Here is a 19,486-nt window from a genome sequence, read left to right on the forward strand (position 1 = left end):
TAAAAAACTAAAAAATCCCGATAGTAAAAATCGGGATTTTTTAGTTTGGAGCAATATTATTAATGATGCGCAATTGCCTCGGATCGATAAGAATATAGTTTCTTTTGAAACATACGATACTTTTTCATTACTCCTACGATCTCATCACCTATATCCTTTGGAAACTTCATAGAATCTTTTATCATATCAGAAGCCCTATTAATGGTATATTTTAACTTACGACCACTATTATCTAACTCTAAATACTGCTCATGCATTGCTGGCGTACATGGTTCACATCGATATGAATGTAACTCAGTAAGCATTACAGAAAGTTCATTTTTCATACGACTTAATTTATGCGTATGTGTCTCTCGACTAGTAGATTCTTTTGAAGTAATTTGATTTTTCATTGCGGTTAGGTTTTAAAAGTGAGTACTTTAAATTTAATAAAAATTGACGATAGATCAAAAATCTTTGACCATATCACTATCTGTTTTGCATTTACATCAAAAAATCAAGCTCATAATTAAGAAATATCGAAAAAACATCTTTAGTTACTTATCTCAATAATATAAAAGTTATTGAGCAGATTATAGGTTTTAAAGAACAAATCCTTTAAATATTTGTAATTTTAATACACTATGAATCAAAAAAAGAATTATAACTGGGGAATCATTGGTTGTGGTAAAATTGCTCATAAATTTGCAGAAGATCTAAAAAAAGTTCCTGGAGCTGTTTTATTTGCAGTAGCTAGTCGTAGCCTCAAAAAAGCTAAAGATTTCGGAGAACTACATAATGTTTTCACCTGTTATGGAAGTTATGAGGAACTTACCCATAATCCTGAAGTAGATGTCATCTATATAGCAACACCGCACGTATTTCATTCTGAAAACACATTAATGTGTATTCAGAATAAAAAAGCTACACTTTGTGAAAAACCTTTTGCAATGAATCTATACCAAGTAGAAGAAATGATTCTTGCAGCAAAAAAAAACAGCACTTTTTTAATGGAAGCTCTATGGACCTATTTCTTGCCTCATTATGAGTATGCATTAGATATTATTGCATCTAAAAAACTTGGGAACGTAGTAAAACTAAAAGCAGATTTCGGGTTTGATAGTGCGTTTAATCCAGAAAGTAGATTATTTAATAAAAAACTAGGAGGAGGAAGTCTATTAGATGTAGGAATCTATCCCTTATTTGCTGCTCTAACTACCTTAGGATATCCCGATAAAATAGAAGCTACAGCCAGTTTTTCGAAAACTGGAGTTGATGAACAGTGCAATGTACTTCTCACCTATAAAAACAATGTTGAAGCATCATTACATAGCTCTATTACCAAAGAAACAAATACAGAAGCTATTATTGAATTAGAAAAAGGCACTATTACCATCAATAGCCGTTTTCATGAACCTTCATCTGTTACCATTACTCAAAATGGAATTTCTACACTTCATAAATTTCCTGTGGACACAAATGGTTATAGTTATGAAGCCATACATGTACAAAAAATGTTACAACAAGGAAATACAGAAAGTACTATTATGTCTTTTGAAAAAAGCGTTCAATTGATACGATTACTTGATACTGTAAGAGAAAAAATTGATTTACATTATGATTAATTAGGTACAAAACACTATGTTAAAGAAATGTTTTTTTTTACAAAATGTAAAAAATACTTTACTTTTAGTAAAAAAATATTTACTTTTGAATCATTAATCAAAAATCGAACAAGATGAAATATTTATTATCGAACAAATTTAAAAAGCCTGGTTGGGTTTTATTTATTATTGGAATCATTTTTGGGATTATTCTTTTAATAAAAGACTTAGAATCAAACTTCATTGAAACTAAAGTCATTTCTTTATTTCACAATGGAGCTTTCTCTAAAACTAACAATGGTATCATTAGTATTATTACGAATGATATTGTTGATGAATTAATTACCATTATAATTATCATAGGGGGTTTAATGGTAAGCTTTTCTAAAGAAAAGATAGAAGATGAGTTTATTTCTAAAATACGATTAGATTCCTTAACATGGGCTATTTTAGTGAATTACGGTATTTTGTTATTTGCAACAATATTCATATATGACATGCAATATTTCAATGTATTGATTTACAACATGTTTACTCCTATATTGATATTTATTCTCCGATTTAACTATGTAGTTTATAAAAAACCTAATCATGAAGAATAATATAAAAGTTGAGAGAGCAATTCATGATCTTACCCAAGCAGATTTGGCTGCGAAGATTGGAGTAAGCAGACAAACTATTAATGCTATGGAAAAAAACAAATATGTTCCTTCCACCGTTTTAGCATTGAAAATTGCAAAATTATTCAATAAATCAGTAGAGGAAGTTTTCTTTTTGGATAGTGAAGATTAATTCATTAAAAAACAAAAGCGTTCGACTATCATATCGAACGCTTTAATATTTGTGTAAAGAAAAAGGATGCTTACTTAGCTCCCCATTCAGCAAGTGAATCTTTGTTTAATTTTACATAGTCAGCATTTCCTGCCTTTTCTGCAAGCTCTAAAGAAGTCTTAGCAGCTTTAACAGCACCATCTTTATCTCCTGTTTTTGCCAAGATTAAAGAATGTTGTCTATGGTACCAAAAAGCATCACCTCTACCAGCTACCGCTTTTTCTATATGTTCTTTAGCTTTAGCGTAGTCTTCAGTATCCTTAAAAAACACTGCCGCTTGATAGTGATCATTTGCAGATGGTCCAGCCATAACTTTTTCAATACTCTCGGATGCTATTTCCTTAGTAGGAACAGTAATCTTAACAGCAGCTTCTGTTTTTTCCCATATAAAATTTAAATGAGCACTATCCATTGTGAAGTCACTAAACATTAGCGTAAAAGTCTCTACACTAAATGGTAATGCATTTGCTTTTACTTTTATTGTTGCAGCAACCTTAGAGTCATCCCATTCTCTTGGAGTTCCCCAGTTATTAGCGTCGCTATAAAAAACAACCTCCCAACTTTCTTTTCCTGGTTTTGTAAAAATTGCATAAGTTCCCTTTTTAAGTGGGCTATCTCCAACTTTTACATCATCACTAAAGGTAATCTGTGTATTTTTGTTAGCACCTGTTCTCCATAATTTATCAAATGGTACAAGGTTTCCAAAAATGGTACGTCCCTTCATACTTGGTCTAGAGTATTCTACCGAAACATCTGTTAACCCAACTACTTGTTCTATTTTAGAAGAAGGACTAGGCTGAGGTGTTTTTATCTGTGCTTCAATTCCAAACGATAGTAAAGCTGCAGATACAAATAAGATGATCTTTTTCATTGTGTTTAAATTTAGTCTATTAATTAGTATTACTAGTAACGAAAATAATAATTACGCATACATTTAGAGTTAACAAAAACTTAAAATAACTAGTGTTATATTTGCTATCATTTCTAAACATATGTGGCGTAAATATATATCTGAAGCAATAGGAACTTTTACCATGGTATTTTGTGGTACAGGAGCAATGACAATTAATGAAGTTACTGGTGGTGATGTTACACATGTAGGTATCGCGGTTACTTGGGGACTTGTAGTAATGGCTATGATTTATGCATTTGGAGATATTTCGGGAGCTCACTTTAATCCTGCAGTTACGATTGCTTTTGCGTATGCCAAAAAGTTCAAATGGAAAGAAGTTCCGAAGTATATTATCGCTCAGTTTATTGGAGCAATTGCGGCTAGTAGCATTTTATTGTTTCTATTTCCTGATAGTGAATTCTTAGGAGGAACTTTGCCTTCTTTTGATGACTTAAGAGCTTTTATTTTAGAAATTCTTCTTACCTATTTTTTAATGCTTGTCATCATTAACGTTTCTACTGGATCGAAAGAAGTAGGTATGATGGCTGGAATCGCTATCGGCGGTGTAGTGCTTCTGGAAGCAATGTTTGCAGGTCCTATGACCAATGCCTCTATGAATCCAGCAAGATCATTCGGTCCAGCATTATTATCTGGGCATTGGGAACACCAATGGTTATATATGACTGCTCCAATAATAGGTGCTATCCTTGCGGTAATGACTTGTAAAGTCACAAAATCTGACAACTGTTGCAAGGATTGTTAAATTAAATACAATTTTTTATTCTTTTAGTATTTCAAAATTCATTTGATTTAACATATCTTTATAATAATATTAAGTTTCCCCCAATGGAATTATACACCAATGACTTTTGTACAGTAGAGTTGTATGAAAAATTTGTTATCGTAACAATTAATGAAGACGTTACCTTAACTCTCGATAGAGCAAATATTATTAGAAAAAAGCTTCGCTCCCATTATGGAGAAAAAAGCTTTCTAATGATTTCTTATAGAAAACACAACCATCAAGTATCTTCTGAAGTATATAGACAAGGACAACTAACTAATATGAAAGGGTTAGCAATTGTATCGAAGGAAAAAACAGATCGTGACAAAGCGATTATGGAACAGAAGTTATTTGACAAATCATTTGCTTTTTTTGAAAACCTGGAAGAAGCTAAATCATGGGCCGAATCTTATTTCTAGATTTTTTTGTTTATGTATTTTAATTATTTATTAAACAAAATGATTGTACCTTAGCAAAAAAGGTGCAAAATGAAAATATACACTCTAAAATCCAAACAATATCTTCCTATTTCAATTCAGGAAGCGTGGGATTTTCTCTCAGATCCTAAAAACCTAAAGACAATTACTCCAGAATATATGGGATTCCAGATTATATCTGGAGCTGACAGAAAAATGTATCCTGGACAGATTATTCAATACATAGTAACACCAGTTGCTGGTATAAAAAGTAAATGGGTTACAGAAATTACCCATGCAGTAGACAAAGAATATTTTGTAGATGAACAGCGGTTCGGTCCGTATGCCTTATGGCATCATAAGCATTTTATCAAAGAAGTTCCTGGAGGTGTAGAAATGGAAGATATTATAGATTACAAAATACCTTTTGGCATTTTAGGACAACTTGTTCATCCTATTATTGTAAAACCAAAACTGAAAGAAATATTCAATTATCGCAGGGAAAAGTTAATACAACTTTTTGGGAAATTTGAAGCTAAACACACCAATAAAATCGAATTTATCTAATTACACAAAGAAATGCACACATGAGAAAGAACATTTTACTTATCGGAGGTAGTCATGGAATAGGATTCGAAATTGCCTTAAAACTATACCGTGAACACACTATTTTTATTGCTTCCCGAACTAGTGAAAATTTAGGAAATCTAGAAGTTACTCATATTCCTTATGATGCTTCCAAAGATGAAATAGATATTTCTCTTTTACCTGAAACTATTGATGGTTTCGTCTATTGTCCTGGAAGTATTAACCTAAAACCCTTCAACATGTTAGATCCCAAAACATTTGAAGAAGACATGCAAATTAATTTTATGTTTCTGGTTAGAATTATACATTCGCTATTACCTAAATTAAAAAAATCTGAACAAGCAAGTTTAATTTTCTTTAGTACAGTTGCTGTAAAAATTGGTATGCCTTTTCATACTAGTATTGCTGCAGCAAAAGGAGCAATAGAAGGTTTTGCTAAAGCTTTAGCCGCAGAATATGCTCCTAATTTTAGAGTAAATGTAATCGCTCCGTCATTAACAGATACTACATTAGCGAAAAGATTGTTAAGCAACGATAAAAAGAAAGAACTAATGAATCAACGTCATCCTTTAAAACGTGTTGGCCATGCAGAAGATATTGCCAACATAGCTGCTTTTTTATTAAGCGATCAAAGCAGTTGGATAACGGGTCAAGTAATCGGTGTAGATGGAGGAATGTCTACTCTTAATATTAACTAACTATGTCTAAAGTCATAAATCTGTTTTGGTTTCGTAGAGATCTAAGATTAGATGATAATATTGGTTTACTTCATGCCTTGCAAAGCGGTATTCCTGTTTTGCCTATTTTCATTTTTGATAAAGAAATTCTTGATAAACTTCCTAAGAATGATTCCAGAGTTTCTTTTATTTTCGAGACATTATTGACTATTAAAAAAGAGCTTACGCATAAACACAATAGCTCTTTAGGAATGTTTTATGGCGATCCAAAAGATATTTTTAATACTATTTTAAAAAATAAAGATTATAATATCAATGCGGTATATACAAACGAAGATTATGAACCATATGCCATTAAACGTGATCACGAAATCAAAAACTTACTAAGTAATAACAACATCACTTTCTATTCTTTTAAAGATCAAGTGATTTTTTCGAAAAATGAAATTGTAAAAGCGAACGGTGATCCATATGTAGTATATACTCCTTACAAAAACAAGTGGAAAGAACATTTTAACCCATCTAAATTAAAAGTTTATAAAACTGAAGGTTTTCTGGAAAAATTCATCAAAATCAAAGATCTTCCAGAAGTATCTTTAGAAGAAATGGGGTTTTATAAATCCACATTAAAAGTTTTGCCCTACACCTTAACACCTACCCTTATAGAAAACTATGAAAACACCAGAGATTATCCTTCGATAAAGAATGGAACATCAAGACTAGGTCCTCACCTACGTTTTGGAACTGTAGGTATCAGAACGATTGTTAAACAAGCTATAGAAGAAAAGAATGAAGTATTTTGGTCAGAGTTAATCTGGCGAGAGTTTTTTATGCAAATTTTATGGCATTTTCCACATACTAAAGAAAAATCTTTTAGGCCAAAATATGATCGCATCGAATGGCGAAACAATGAGGATGAATTCACAGCTTGGAAAAAAGGTGAAACAGGGTATCCTTTAGTAGATGCAGGAATGAGAGAATTAAATCAAACAGGATTTATGCATAATCGAGTTAGAATGCTAGTTGCAAGCTTTTTATGCAAACACCTGCTTATCGACTGGCGTTGGGGAGAAGCATATTTTGCAGAGAAACTATTAGATTATGATATGTCTGCCAATATAGGTAATTGGCAATGGGCAGCGGGATCTGGAGTAGATGCAGCTCCATATTTTAGAATCTTTAACCCAACAACACAAGTCACCAAATTTGATAAAAAACTAATATATATAAATCAATGGGTGAAAGATCTTAACGAGTTAACATACCCAAAACCAATAGTTGATCATAAATTTGCAAGAGAACGTTGTCTCAAAATTTATAAAGAAGCAGTGGGTTAACTTTAAATTATAACATTTCTTTAAAATTATGAATTGAAGTTTTTTGTAATTTAATAGCATCGCAAATCCATTACAAACCAATAAACTCCGAACCAATGAATACACAAGAAGTAGCCAACCGTTTAGTAGAACTTTGCCGTCAAGGAGAAAACATGCAAGCTTTAAAAGAACTATATGATGACAATATAGTAAGTAAGGAAATGCCTGGAGCACCTAATTCTATTACTAGTGGGAAAGATGCAGTCACTAAAAAAAGTCAGGATTGGTACGCTACTGTAGAAGAATTTCATGGTGGTGAAATTTCAGATCCTATTGTAGCCGAAAATCATTTTTCATGCAAAATGAAAATGGACTGTACTTTTAAAGGACAAGGTCGCATGCAAATTGAAGAACTTGCTGTGTACAATGTAAACAATGGTAAAATAACTGAAGAGCAATTTTTCTATTCTATGCCCACTCAGTAAAACAATACAAATAAAAAATCAGACTTATTCTAGTCTGATTTTTTATTTGTTACAGAAATCTTTTCACCTTATTCAAAGCAGGATTCCGATTATCTTCTTTCCAAATGACTGACAATGCTGCCCGTTGCGGAATTTTTGGTATTTCTAAAAATTTTACATTTAAATCAAATCCATATTGCAAAGATGTAGGCACTATCGCAACGCCTAACCCGCTTTCTACTAACTTAAAAATTGTTTGTGCGTGTACCGATTTATGAGATACAATAGGTGTAAATCCTTTATCTTCACAAATACTCATAATCTTATCATAATAAAGTGAGCTGTAATCAGAAGAGAATAAAACAAAATGTTCTTCTGCTACTTGAGCTATACTTTTAAAATTTTCGCTATTCAATACATGATCTTTTGGCAAGACTAATGAAAACGTATCTGTTTGTACAGCTTTTATACTCAATCCATCAGGAACTCTTGCTAACCTAACAAACCCTATATCTAATTCGTCACTAACAATTGCTTTCACTTGATCATAATTAGACATTTCTTCCAAACTAAACTGTATTTTAGGAAACTCTTTATCAGCTTGAACCAAAAGCTCTGGAATAACTGTTTGAATAGCAGAGCCTAAAAAACCAATTCTAACCTCTCCTTCACTTCCTGCATCAATTAACGCAGTCTGTTTGACGGTAAAATTAATATGATTAAAAATATATTCTATTTCTTTTTTAAGATATTCTCCAGCCACAGTTAATCTTACATTTCTTTTATTTCTGATAAACAGTTCTGCCCCTATGATTTCTTCCATTTGTTTGATCTGTCTACTCAATCCAGGTTGCGAAATAAAAAGTCGTTCTGCTGCTTTTCTAAAATGCAATTCTTCAGCTACAGCCAAAAAATAAGTAAAATGACGTAACTCCAATTGATAACTCATAGTTATTAATAATTGATAAAATTAGTATTTCTAAGTATTAAAAATACATATTATCTTAGTCTATACAAATAAGAACAGATTAAAATGTCCAAAATATCAAACCAATTCCTATTCGGAGAAGATTATTTAACAGCTGGGATCGCCATAAAAATAGCTTCAGGCACAGTTAAAGGCATCATTTCTGAAACGAATCGAGAAAAAATTAGAAAAAGTCGCCAGGTAGTTGAAAACATTGTAGATAAAGGTCATCCAGTATATGGTATAAATACAGGTTTTGGCCCTCTGTGTACCACTATGATTTCCAAAGAAGAGACAAAAATCCTCCAATCAAACATTTTACAAAGTCATAGTGTTGGTGTTGGTGAGCCGATTGATACTGAAATTGCTAAGCTCATGCTGATTCTAAAGTTGCAATCACTATCTAAAGGATATTCTGGTATTGCAGAAAGTACATTGGATCGTATACTTTGGCATATTGACAATGATGCTATCCCTGTTGTTCCTTCACAAGGTTCTGTAGGTGCTTCTGGAGATTTAGCTCCATTATCTCATTTATTTTTACCATTAATAGGCTTAGGAAAAGTTAACTACCAAAGTAAAGAAATCAGTACTTCTTCGCTTTTTGAAATAACCAATCTCACAACATTAGATTTAGGTCCAAAAGAGGGGCTCGCCTTGATTAACGGAACTCAATTCATTGCTGCTCATGCTGTAAAAGTGGTTGAAAAACTACATAGTTGCCTTTCGCAAGCTGATATTATTGGAGCAATGATGATAGAAGGGTTACAGGGTTCGGTAAAGCCTTTTTATAATGAATTGCATGAATTAAGGCCATTTAAAGGAAATATCCACGTAGCTTCCAGAGTGAAATCTTTGTTAAAAGGATCTGAAATTATGGAAGATCATATTGATTGCGATCGTGTTCAGGATCCATATTCATTAAGGTGTATACCGCAAGTACACGGAGCATCTAGAAATGCTTGGTTACATCTTAAAGAATTAGTAGAAATCGAATTAAACTCTGTTACAGATAATCCAATAATCATTAACGAAGACCTTACCATTAGTGGAGGTAGTTTTCATGGTCAACCACTTGCTATGGCAATCGATTATGCGTGTTTGGCTGCTTCGGAAATCGGAAATATTTCAGATCGAAGAATTTACTTAGCATTAGAAGGTAATTCTCCTGGGGTCCCTAAATTACTAATGGAAGATACAGGTATCAATTCAGGATATATGATATTACAATATACTACTGCTGCATTAGCTAGTGAAAACAAAGGGTTATGTTTCCCTTCAAGTGCAGATAGTATACCTACATCTTTAGGACAAGAAGATCATGTAAGTATGGGATCTATTGGTGGTAGAAAAGCTTTAAGAGTAATCGAAAATGTAGAAAAAATACTTGCTATAGAACTATTGACTGCCGCACAAGCTTTTGAATTCAGAAAACCAATGAAATCAGGAGTAATTCTTGACGAAATTCATAAAGCTATTCGCAAAAAAGTTTCTTTCGCAGAAAAAGATCGTGTTTTTGCAGATGATATAGAAAAAGGAATTGATATCATTAAAAACAAAACTATCATTATACTAGCAAATGAAGTCGCCAAAAAAGAGAGCTTAACTTTAGAAACAAAATTCTCTGGTCAATTTGAAACTTATTAAGATGACAAAATATAAACTTATTGGACCTATTAGCCAATTACTACCTATGAATGGTTTACCACTCAAAGGTGCCTTACAAGATAAAGACCTTCCTGTAATTAATAATGCAGGAATTCTTACAGAAGGTGAATACATTCATTCTATCGGGACATATAGTGATTTAGTAGAAGTTGCAAACAGTCTGGATGCAGAAATTGTAAAGCTTCAATCCGATTATGTATGTTTACCAGGATTCATAGATGTACATACACATATTTGTTTCTCTGGATCCAGAGCAAACGATTATGCTATGCGCAATTCGGGGAAAACATATTTAGAAATTGCGAAAGCAGGTGGGGGAATCTGGGATACAGTAACTAACACCAGAACAGCGGATCAACAAGAGCTTTCGCAAGGAATTACTAAAAGAGCTAACCAGCTTCTTAAAAAAGGAATTACAACTGTCGAGGTTAAAAGTGGTTATGGATTATCTATAGAAGAAGAGCTTAAGATGTTAAGAGCCATCAAAGAAGCTAGCTTACATTTAGAGTCGGATCTAATTCCTACCTGTTTAGCTGCACATATGTTACCTAAAGACTATGAAGGTACTCACCAAGAGTATTTAGCAGAGATCTCTTCTACCCTATTTCCAATACTAAAATCAGAACATCTAACTAACAGAATTGATGCCTTTATAGAACAAAGTGCGTTTTCAAAAGAAGATATACATCCTTATTTTCAAAAAGCTACAGAAATGGGGTTTGATATCACTGTTCATGCCGATCAATTTACTCCTGGCGGTAGTGAAATAGCCGTAGCTTTTAAAGCTGTTAGTGCAGATCATCTTGAAGCTAGTACTGATAAGGAAATCAAAATATTAGCAGATAGTGATGTAATATCAGTTGCACTTCCTGGAGCTTCTATTGGATTAGGATGTAGTTTTACTCCTGCTCGCAAAATTTTGGATGCTGGAGGTGCTCTAGCAATTGCTAGTGACTGGAATCCTGGATCGGCACCAATGGGTGATTTATTGACTCAAGCTTGTATATTAGGGACATTCGAAAAATTAAGTAATGCAGAAATACTTGCAGGTATCACGTATAGAGCATCTGCTGCACTAAAACTAGAAGATCGCGGTACACTCGCCTCCAGAAAGTTAGCAGATTTTTGCCTTTTTCCAATTAATCATTACAATGAAATTCTATACCATCAAGGTAAACTTACTCCTTCACAAGTTTGGAAACGTGGAGATGTAACCTACATTGATAAACATTAAAGATTTAAAAAAGTAGTATGACCACTTTCAAAGAACAAATAATAGCTGGAATCCCAACAATACTTCCTCCAAAAAAAAGCCTAAGTACTAAAATAAGTCGCGCTCCAAAGCGAAAGCAAATCTTATCGGTAGATGAAAAGAAGCTTGCGCTTAGAAATGCTCTGAGATATTTTCCATCAAAATGGCACAAAGAACTAGCAAAAGAGTTTCTTGAAGAACTTAATGAATACGGTCGAATCTACATGTATCGGTTTATGCCAGATTATGAGATATACGCAAGGCCAATTACTGAATATCCAGCGCTTACCTCTCAGGCTGCAGGAATTATGTTGATGATACAAAACAATCTAGATCCAGCAGTTGCACAACATCCATATGAGTTAATTACTTATGGAGGAAATGGAGCTGTGTTTCAGAATTGGGCACAATACCTGATCACGATGCATTATCTTGCAACCATGACCGAAGAGCAAACACTACATATGTATTCAGGTCATCCAATGGGTTTATTTCCTTCATCTAAAGAAGCTCCAAGAGTTGTTGTTACAAACGGAATGATGATTCCAAATTACTCTAAACCTGATGATTGGGAAAAATACAATGCATTAGGCGTAACTCAATATGGTCAAATGACGGCTGGAAGTTATATGTATATTGGTCCGCAAGGAATCGTTCATGGAACGACGATTACGGTAATGAATGCATTTAGAAAAACATTAACACCAAAAGAGGATTCAGCCGGAAAAGTCTTTTTGACAGCTGGTTTAGGAGGAATGAGTGGTGCACAACCCAAAGCTGGTAATATCGCAAGATGTATAACTGTTTGTGCTGAAGTAAATCCAGATGCAGCAGAAAAGCGTTTTGAACAAGGTTGGGTAGACGAAATTATTGACAATCTAAATGGTTTGGTTAAAAGAGTTCAAAAGGCAATTCTTAATTCTGAAGTAGTTTCTATCGCATATAAAGGAAATATCGTTGATGTCTGGGAACGGTTTTATGATGAAAACATATATATCCATCTTGGATCTGATCAAACATCTTTGCATAATCCATGGTCAGGCGGATATTATCCCGCAGGATTAAGTTATGAAGAAGCTAACATAATGATTGCGAATGATCCTGACAGTTTTAAAATAAAAGTTCAAGAATCTTTAAGAAGGCAAGCCACTGCTATCAATAAACATACAGCAAAGGGTACGTATTTTTTCGATTATGGAAATGCATTTTTACTAGAGGCTTCTCGTGCAGGAGCTGATGTGATGGCTGCTAATGGAATAGATTTTAAATATCCATCCTATGTTCAAGACATTTTAGGTCCTATGTGCTTTGATTATGGTTTTGGACCTTTCAGATGGGTTTGTACTTCGGGTAAAACAGAAGATCTAAATACAACAGATCAGATAGCTATCGAAGTAATGCGAGAAATTAAAAATTCAGCACCCGAAGAAATTCAACAACAAATGCAGGATAATATCACCTGGATTAGTGAAGCAAAGCTAAATAAGCTCGTTGTTGGCTCTCAAGCTCGAATTCTATATGCAGATGCCGAAGGAAGAACAAAGATCGCAGAAGCATTTAATAAAGCTATTAAATCAGGCGATATATCTGCTCCTGTAGTTTTAGGAAGAGATCATCACGATGTCAGTGGAACAGATTCTCCTTATCGAGAAACCAGTAATATTTATGACGGAAGTAAATTCACCGCCGATATGGCAATCCACAACGTTATTGGAGACAGTTTTAGAGGAGCCACTTGGGTATCCATCCATAATGGTGGTGGCGTTGGTTGGGGTGAAGTAATTAATGGAGGATTCGGACTTTTACTTGATGGTTCTAATGAAGCTTCGAAACGATTAAAAAACATGTTGTTTTATGATGTTAATAATGGAATATCTCGAAGAAGTTGGGCTAGAAACGAAGAAGCATTGTTTGCTATTAAAAGAGAAATGGAACGTACACCAACACTTAAAGTAACAATACCTAATAATTTAGAAAACAATATTTTAAATGATTTATTTTAATTTAAAATATATTTTAAAAACAACACATTTCTAGTTTAATGATGAATAATTATAAAACAACAGATCCTAGCGTTTGGACTGGGAGAGAATCTAGTGATACATTGTATTTACATGAAAAAGTGAAATGTATTGATTTAGAACTTAATGAACTCCCTGAAGCACAAAAAACGTCATTTGCAATTTTAGGATATTCTTGTGATGAAGGTGTAAAAAGAAACTCAGGAAGAATTGGCGCAGCACAAGCCCCAGATATGATAAGGAAGATGATGGCATCGTTATCTAATCATTTAAATAATGAAGTTGATATCATTGATATTGGGGATATTATATGCAAAGATGGTAACTTAGAAAATGCTCAAAATATAACTTCAGGTAAAATATCACAACTTATTGATAAAAAGCATTTTAACTTTATTTTAGGAGGCGGTCATGATCTTGCATATGCACATTATAGAGGAATAAAAAAACACTTCCCTAATGCCTCCATTGGTATTATAAATCTAGATGCTCATTTTGATCTAAGAGCAGTAGAAAGCCAAGGGAATTCTGGCACTCCATTTTATCAGATCGCAAAAGAAGAGAACGATCGTTTCAATTATCTTTGTCTTGGTATTCAGGAAGAATCCAACAACAGAGCATTGTTCGAAATTGCGGATCAACTTGAAGTTAAACACATTAAAAACACAAACTTTACTATCACTAACCAGGATCACGTCGCAGCTACTGTTGAAGATTTTATAAACTCAGTAGACCACATATACCTCACTATTGATTTAGATGGCTTCTCCTCTTCATACGCACCTGGAGTAAGTGCTCCTTCTCCATTTGGTTTTTCTCCGGATATTGCTTTAGCTGTTATAGAACAAATATGTAACTCTGGTAAGCTAATCAGCACAGATATTGCAGAATTAAATCCTAATTATGATATTGATAACTCTACTGCTCGATTAGCAGCTCGAATAATATATTATATCATGAAATTCATTTCTTCGTAATACTTGTATATTTTTATACTTATAAACTAATTCTTTCTCTCCAAGATGGAACATCTTGCTATAATACTAATTTACATTCATGCTTTCTTTGGAGGAATAGGGTTACTATCTGGTTTAGTTAGTATTCTTGGCAAAAAAGGACGGTTTTATCATCGTTCAGGAGGAAAAGTATTTTCTGTTACAATGTTGATTAGTGCTTTAATCGCATTACCTATTACCCTTTTACCTAATCATGAAAACTTACTCCTACATCTTCTTTCTATTTTCACTATCTATCTTGTGATTTCAGGAAATCGAGTACTTAAGTTCAAAAAACACTATACTTTGGGTATGCTTGATATAACCATTACAGTTATAATGGGACTCGTATTTATTAGTATGGTCATTATTGGTTTATACTACAAGCTTAATGAAATTCCCAAAAGCGCACTATTCTTCTTTTTTGGAGGATTTGGTATAATGACTACAATACGTGATATAAAACTCTACAAAACATTTAAAACAGACCCAACAGCCTATTTATCTAACCATATTGGAAAGATGTCGGGTGCATATGGTGCTGCAGTTACAGCATTCTTACTAGCCGCATTAAACTCCAGTACTTTATGGGTTTGGTTAACGCCATCTTTGATAACACTTATGTTTGTTATTTTTTGGAGGCAAAAAATAACAAACATAAGACATTAGTTTCTGTAACGATATACATTACGAATCGTCTGATTACTAAACTATTTTTATGACCTTCCAAAAAATTCTTGAACGTACATTACGATATTTTGTAGCCTTTTTCATATTTGTTTATGGTGCTGCTAAACCATTTCAATTTGGCAACAGAAGTGATTTACCAAATACCCCAGTAAATGAATTAAGCGGAATGGAATTAATGTGGTCTTTTTTTGGATATTCTCAAACATTACCTATTATCATTGGAGTATTGCAAGTATTAGGAGCTCTATTATTATTGTCTCAACGCACAAAAATCATAGGAACATTATTACTGATTCCAATTATGGTTAATATTGTCTTGTTTGATGTTTTTTATCAGGTAAAAACAGGAGCAACTGTTAATGCGATAATATTTTTAATGATTTTATTGATCCTCCTCTTTTTTGAAAGAAATAAAATGATTCAGCTTTTTAAAATACTGCTATCACCATCAGAAAAAAATCCTAAAAGAGTACCTCTTTTTATTACTAGCGCTGTGCTGGCAGCTACTTTATTCTTTGTTTACACTTATTTACAGAAATAATGATCGTTTAATGACATTCTTATATACAGATTATTAAATTAAAAACAAGTATATAAAAACAACTAAAATCTAATTACTTTCGTATCTTCGAGAAATACATAAATTCAATTTCTCTTAACGGATTTAATCTAGATTGATCACTTTTTGGGCTTTTACTAACACAAAAACGTTCTTTCATCTAAAAAAATAGAGGTGATTAATTATGTTTTATGGAGGCAATTAATTTTTATCAAATATCAGTTTTTCTTTTACAAGGGTTCGTTGTTTCCTTTTTAGTATTGACTTTATTTCATTTTCGGAAGGTAACTGGTAATGGATTGTTATTTACCACATTAGGTATGTTTCAATTTATTCAGGTGTTTACAGCTACCACAATGTACTTTGAAATTTATGATGGTATTACAGTATCTCCAGGATCTTCAGTACTATTCTCGGTTACACTATTTACTGTGTTAATATTCTACATTAAAGAAGACGCCTTGCTAACCAGAAGACTTATCTACGCTTTAGTAATTGCTAATTTAATGATCGTTATTTTGCTCATGCTTTTCGGAATCAATTTAGAAGATTCTAATATGCATCAGGTATCATTTACAATCCTATCCGACTTCTTTAATACCAACATTTTTTTGTTGGTTTATGGCACACTTCTTCTATTTTTAGATTCCATTTTGCTAATTTTTATTTTTGAATTCATATCTAAGCATATTCGGGTGCTTTTTTTCAGGGTTTTTCTTACCATGCTTGCTGTACTTGTATTTGACGTTGTTTTGTTTAGTGTAGTTGGTTTTTGGAACTCTGATAATATTAAGAGTTTTTTGATTTCTGGATTAACATCCAAAATAACAATGAGTTTTTATTACGGAATACTATTTACCATCTATCTTAAGTATTTCCAAAGAGATGTCTCTGAAAACAGTTATTCTACTTTTAAAGACATTTATCATTCGCTTACGTATCGTCAAAAATTTGAAGAAGCTGAAAAAGTAATACAACTAAGTGAAAACAGATACCAAACCCTGACAGATATATCACCAGTTGGAATATTTATGACAAAAGCGAACGGAAAAACCACTTTTGTAAATGAAAAATGGTGTAATATTTCTGGATTATCTCAACAAGAAGCGATAGAAGATGGATGGCTAAAAGCTGTGCATCCAGAAGATAGAAAAAGATTAAAGTCTGGTTGGTATAACAATGCTAAAAATAGAGACGCTTCTCATGCAGAATATAGGTTTTTACGTGCTGATGGTTCTGTAAAATGGGTTTTAGGTCAAGCAATACCAGAATACAATGAGAAAAACGAAGTTATAGGGTATGTAGGTACCACTACGGATATTACAGAACTTAAGCTCTATGAAATAGAATTAAATAAGATGAAAGATAAGGCGGAGGAAAGTGATCGTCTTAAATCCGCTTTTCTTGCCAATATGAGTCATGAGATACGAACTCCAATGAATGGCATATTAGGTTTTGCTGAATTACTTAAAGAACCAGTGCTTACAGGAGATGAACAGCACTTATATATTAGTCTAATTGAAGAAAGTGGAGCCCGTATGCTTAATATCATAAGGGATATCATTGATATTTCTAAAATAGAATCAGGACAGGTAAAGGTTTTTCCTTCTGAAGTGGATATTAATGAGCAGGTTGAATATTTATATCAGTTTTTTAAACCTGAAGCTGATCGTAAAGGTCTTCAACTATCATATATCAATGAATTAGCCAACAATAAAGCTATTCTTAAGACCGATAAGGAAAAATTCAATGCGATATTAACCAACCTAGTTAAAAACGCTATTAAATACACCCCAGAAGGCTCTATATCGTTTGGATATCAAAAGAAAGGTGAATTTTTAGAGTTTTTTGTAAAAGATACAGGTATGGGTATTGCTAAAAATCGTCAAAAAGCAATTTTTGAACGCTTTGTACAAGCAGATATCGAAAATAACTATGCTATTGAAGGCGCTGGTATTGGACTATCTATTGCAAAAGCTTTTACAGAAATGTTAGGAGGTGAAATTTGGTTGGATAGTAAAAAAGATTTAGGCTCCATTTTTTATTTTACCATTCCTTATACTAATATATAAATCACCCTAAAAGTTATAACTATATCTGCCACACATATATTCTATTAAAAATTGAGTTATTATCGATCAAAAACTAAGCTTTCCACCCAATAATTGATTAACTCAGAATGTTTCATTTCAACTAAACTACCAGTCCAAGGATCTGCTATTAAAACGATATCATCTCCCTCATATCCTATAATCAATAAGGCGTGTGCTCTATGACCTCCATAATTTTGCGTTCCAATTAGAACAGGTTGGCTATTATCAATATATCCTTGTATTTCTGCAAATGTTAATTTTGGGTCGTGTCCCATAATCTCACTTCGATACTCTGTCCGAACATATGCAAAATGTGATGATATTTGTGGATGTAATGTAAATAAATCTAAACCTTGATTATTAGCTTCAAACATTTCATCCAGTGTTTTCCCGGTTAAATGAAGTCCATAATTCTGTAACGCCATGGACAACGCTGCTGCCCAACAATTATTTATTCCTATTTGACGTTCAATTAGAATATCAAGTTTTGATCTTACGTTTCCTTTAGTACTGGTTAATTCGTCCATAACATATATAATTTTGTGTTTATAATAATTAAGTTGGAATTATTTATTTTGAATAAACAATTATCTATAAAAATAAAGAAAAACTAACTACCGAACAATAATCATGAGTATGAATAAACTGACAATAACTAAGGGAAATTATAACTCTATTACAGATTGTTTTCTATCCAATTAACAATTGTTTTTATAAGTTTTTCTCTATCTATGTCATTATGAAGTTCGTGATACCCTTTATCAAACAAAACAAGATCAGCATACGAAGTTTTTTTTGAAAAATCTTGAGTGCCTGTATAATCAATTATCTTATCATCAGTGCCGTGAACCAATAACATTGGAGTTTCTAACATATCAGCATGGTCAATCGCCCAAGATCCAGCTTCTATAATTGGAAAAGAAAAGTTAGGGCTTATTTTATCGTGAATTAAAGGATCATTTTGATATTTCTTTACTTCATCAGGGATTCTAGATATAGCCTCTACATCCAATTCGGAAGGCAATGTGACTGAAGGTGCTATTTTTTGCAGTAACTTACCTATAGTCATTTTCCAGGCAGGTGGCTGAAACGCTAAGCGTAAAAACGGGCTAGTTGCTATTGCTCCTGTTATTTCTGGTTTGTTTCGCAATACATAATTAATTATCAGATTTCCTCCCATACTATGTCCATACAAGAAAACAGGAGTGTTACCCTCTATTTCTTTAGCTTTGTAGAACATCATACTTATCACCTCCATAAGAGATGCATAACCAGGACAATGACCTCTTTTTCCACTACTCTTCCCATGACCGAAGTTATCATAAGTAATCACACCAAATTGTTTAGCTAATAACTCAGGTACAACATAATCAGCATATCTAGATGAATGTTCTCCCATTCCATGTACCAGCAGTACTATTGCTTTGTAGTCATCGGGCATCCAATACTGGCCAAAAAGAGTGTATTTTTTATATTCAAAAAAGAATTCTTCATGCTGCATGAGTTAAATATACCATTTTATGATTGTTAACTTACCTAAACGATTCGTATTGTTTAAAATTTAATATCCGATTTAATTTCAAAAAAACACACTGAAACATATCATCAAACCCAATATTATGTAATTCTTGTTAAATATAAATCAATAACTACCCAATATGTATTTTGCCTAGACACGAATATGATGTTT

21 protein-coding genes are annotated in these 19,486 nt (G+C 32.8%); 16 read left to right on the top strand and 5 right to left on the bottom strand.

The genetic code is table 11. The annotated features are described in order from the left end of the window. Window positions 1-59 precede the first annotated feature (59 nt). Window positions 60-392, bottom strand: a complete 333-nt coding sequence (locus tag QBK95_RS13260; RefSeq protein ID WP_280934529.1) for a hypothetical protein — start codon at window positions 390-392, stop codon at window positions 60-62. A 231-nt stretch (window positions 393-623) separates the two neighbouring features. Here QBK95_RS13260 and QBK95_RS13265 point away from each other — a divergent pair, with 231 nt between their 5' ends. The 3 genes from QBK95_RS13265 to QBK95_RS13275 all read left to right on the top strand — a co-directional run bounded on the left by QBK95_RS13265 (window position 624) and on the right by QBK95_RS13275 (window position 2,375). Then, window positions 624-1,604 (top strand): Gfo/Idh/MocA family protein, encoded by a 981-nt coding sequence (locus QBK95_RS13265; RefSeq protein WP_280934530.1) that lies wholly within the window; start codon window positions 624-626, stop codon window positions 1,602-1,604. A 113-nt stretch (window positions 1,605-1,717) separates the two neighbouring features. After that, the gene (locus tag QBK95_RS13270) at window positions 1,718-2,185 is read left to right on the top strand and encodes a hypothetical protein (RefSeq protein WP_280934532.1); all 468 of its coding nucleotides are present in this window, start codon (window positions 1,718-1,720) and stop codon (window positions 2,183-2,185) included. Further along, window positions 2,175-2,375 carry a helix-turn-helix transcriptional regulator gene (locus tag QBK95_RS13275; protein ID WP_280934533.1) on the top strand — a complete coding sequence of 67 codons (201 nt, stop codon included), beginning with the start codon at window positions 2,175-2,177 and terminating at the stop codon, window positions 2,373-2,375. Before QBK95_RS13270 ends, QBK95_RS13275 begins: the two co-directional genes overlap by 11 nt. Before the next feature lie 70 nt (window positions 2,376-2,445). Here the strand turns inward: QBK95_RS13275 and QBK95_RS13280 are convergent, their stop codons facing one another. Next, window positions 2,446-3,285 (bottom strand): DUF2911 domain-containing protein, encoded by an 840-nt coding sequence (locus tag QBK95_RS13280; protein WP_280934535.1) that lies wholly within the window; start codon window positions 3,283-3,285, stop codon window positions 2,446-2,448. A gap of 121 nt (window positions 3,286-3,406) precedes the next feature. Between QBK95_RS13280 and QBK95_RS13285 the strand changes: the two genes are divergently transcribed. The 6 genes from QBK95_RS13285 (at window position 3,407) to QBK95_RS13310 (ending at window position 7,572) form a co-directional block, all read left to right on the top strand. Continuing rightward, window positions 3,407-4,069 (top strand): MIP/aquaporin family protein, encoded by a 663-nt coding sequence (locus QBK95_RS13285; RefSeq protein WP_280934537.1) that lies wholly within the window; start codon window positions 3,407-3,409, stop codon window positions 4,067-4,069. Between the two features lie 83 nt (window positions 4,070-4,152). Beyond that, on the top strand, window positions 4,153-4,509 hold the full coding sequence (locus tag QBK95_RS13290; RefSeq protein WP_280934540.1) for a hypothetical protein: 357 nt from the start codon (window positions 4,153-4,155) through the stop codon (window positions 4,507-4,509). A gap of 69 nt (window positions 4,510-4,578) precedes the next feature. Beyond that, complete coding sequence (locus QBK95_RS13295; protein WP_280934542.1) at window positions 4,579-5,073, top strand: SRPBCC family protein; 495 nt, start codon at window positions 4,579-4,581, stop codon at window positions 5,071-5,073. Between the two features lie 20 nt (window positions 5,074-5,093). Continuing rightward, window positions 5,094-5,792, top strand: a complete 699-nt coding sequence (locus QBK95_RS13300) for an SDR family NAD(P)-dependent oxidoreductase (protein WP_280934544.1) — start codon at window positions 5,094-5,096, stop codon at window positions 5,790-5,792. 2 nt (window positions 5,793-5,794) lie between these two features. Next, window positions 5,795-7,108, top strand: coding sequence for a cryptochrome/photolyase family protein (locus QBK95_RS13305; protein ID WP_280934546.1), 1,314 nt, complete (start codon window positions 5,795-5,797; stop codon window positions 7,106-7,108). 95 nt (window positions 7,109-7,203) lie between these two features. Then, window positions 7,204-7,572, top strand: a complete 369-nt coding sequence (locus QBK95_RS13310; RefSeq protein WP_280934548.1) for a SnoaL-like domain-containing protein — start codon at window positions 7,204-7,206, stop codon at window positions 7,570-7,572. 49 nt (window positions 7,573-7,621) lie between these two features. Here the strand turns inward: QBK95_RS13310 and QBK95_RS13315 are convergent, their stop codons facing one another. Continuing rightward, the gene (locus tag QBK95_RS13315; protein ID WP_280934551.1) at window positions 7,622-8,500 is read right to left on the bottom strand and encodes a LysR family transcriptional regulator; all 879 of its coding nucleotides are present in this window, start codon (window positions 8,498-8,500) and stop codon (window positions 7,622-7,624) included. Window positions 8,501-8,584: 84 nt separating this feature from the next. Here QBK95_RS13315 and hutH point away from each other — a divergent pair, with 84 nt between their 5' ends. From hutH to QBK95_RS13350, 7 genes are all read left to right on the top strand, one after another. Continuing rightward, window positions 8,585-10,165 carry a histidine ammonia-lyase gene (gene hutH, locus QBK95_RS13320; protein WP_280934554.1) on the top strand — a complete coding sequence of 527 codons (1,581 nt, stop codon included), beginning with the start codon at window positions 8,585-8,587 and terminating at the stop codon, window positions 10,163-10,165. 1 nt (window position 10,166) lies between these two features. Continuing rightward, window positions 10,167-11,420, top strand: coding sequence for an imidazolonepropionase (hutI, locus tag QBK95_RS13325; RefSeq protein ID WP_280934556.1), 1,254 nt, complete (start codon window positions 10,167-10,169; stop codon window positions 11,418-11,420). A 17-nt stretch (window positions 11,421-11,437) separates the two neighbouring features. After that, window positions 11,438-13,441, top strand: a complete 2,004-nt coding sequence (gene hutU, locus QBK95_RS13330) for a urocanate hydratase (protein WP_280934558.1) — start codon at window positions 11,438-11,440, stop codon at window positions 13,439-13,441. A 38-nt stretch (window positions 13,442-13,479) separates the two neighbouring features. Continuing rightward, the gene (gene hutG, locus QBK95_RS13335) at window positions 13,480-14,436 is read left to right on the top strand and encodes a formimidoylglutamase (protein WP_280934560.1); all 957 of its coding nucleotides are present in this window, start codon (window positions 13,480-13,482) and stop codon (window positions 14,434-14,436) included. A 45-nt stretch (window positions 14,437-14,481) separates the two neighbouring features. Then, complete coding sequence (locus tag QBK95_RS13340; RefSeq protein ID WP_280934562.1) at window positions 14,482-15,123, top strand: DUF2306 domain-containing protein; 642 nt, start codon at window positions 14,482-14,484, stop codon at window positions 15,121-15,123. A 49-nt stretch (window positions 15,124-15,172) separates the two neighbouring features. Next, on the top strand, window positions 15,173-15,685 hold the full coding sequence (locus QBK95_RS13345; protein WP_280934564.1) for a DoxX family protein: 513 nt from the start codon (window positions 15,173-15,175) through the stop codon (window positions 15,683-15,685). A 209-nt stretch (window positions 15,686-15,894) separates the two neighbouring features. Further along, window positions 15,895-17,775, top strand: a complete 1,881-nt coding sequence (locus tag QBK95_RS13350; protein WP_280934566.1) for a sensor histidine kinase — start codon at window positions 15,895-15,897, stop codon at window positions 17,773-17,775. Between the two features lie 59 nt (window positions 17,776-17,834). On the opposite strand, the gene QBK95_RS13355 is transcribed toward QBK95_RS13350, so the two are convergent. Beyond that, the gene (locus QBK95_RS13355) at window positions 17,835-18,323 is read right to left on the bottom strand and encodes a C39 family peptidase (protein ID WP_280934568.1); all 489 of its coding nucleotides are present in this window, start codon (window positions 18,321-18,323) and stop codon (window positions 17,835-17,837) included. Between the two features lie 149 nt (window positions 18,324-18,472). Next, window positions 18,473-19,297, bottom strand: a complete 825-nt coding sequence (locus tag QBK95_RS13360) for an alpha/beta hydrolase (protein ID WP_280934570.1) — start codon at window positions 19,295-19,297, stop codon at window positions 18,473-18,475. Between the last annotated feature and the right edge of the window lie 189 nt (window positions 19,298-19,486).

The sequence above is a fragment of the Aquimarina mycalae genome (assembly GCF_029906345.1).
Taxonomy (GTDB): Bacteria; Bacteroidota; Bacteroidia; order Flavobacteriales; family Flavobacteriaceae; genus Aquimarina.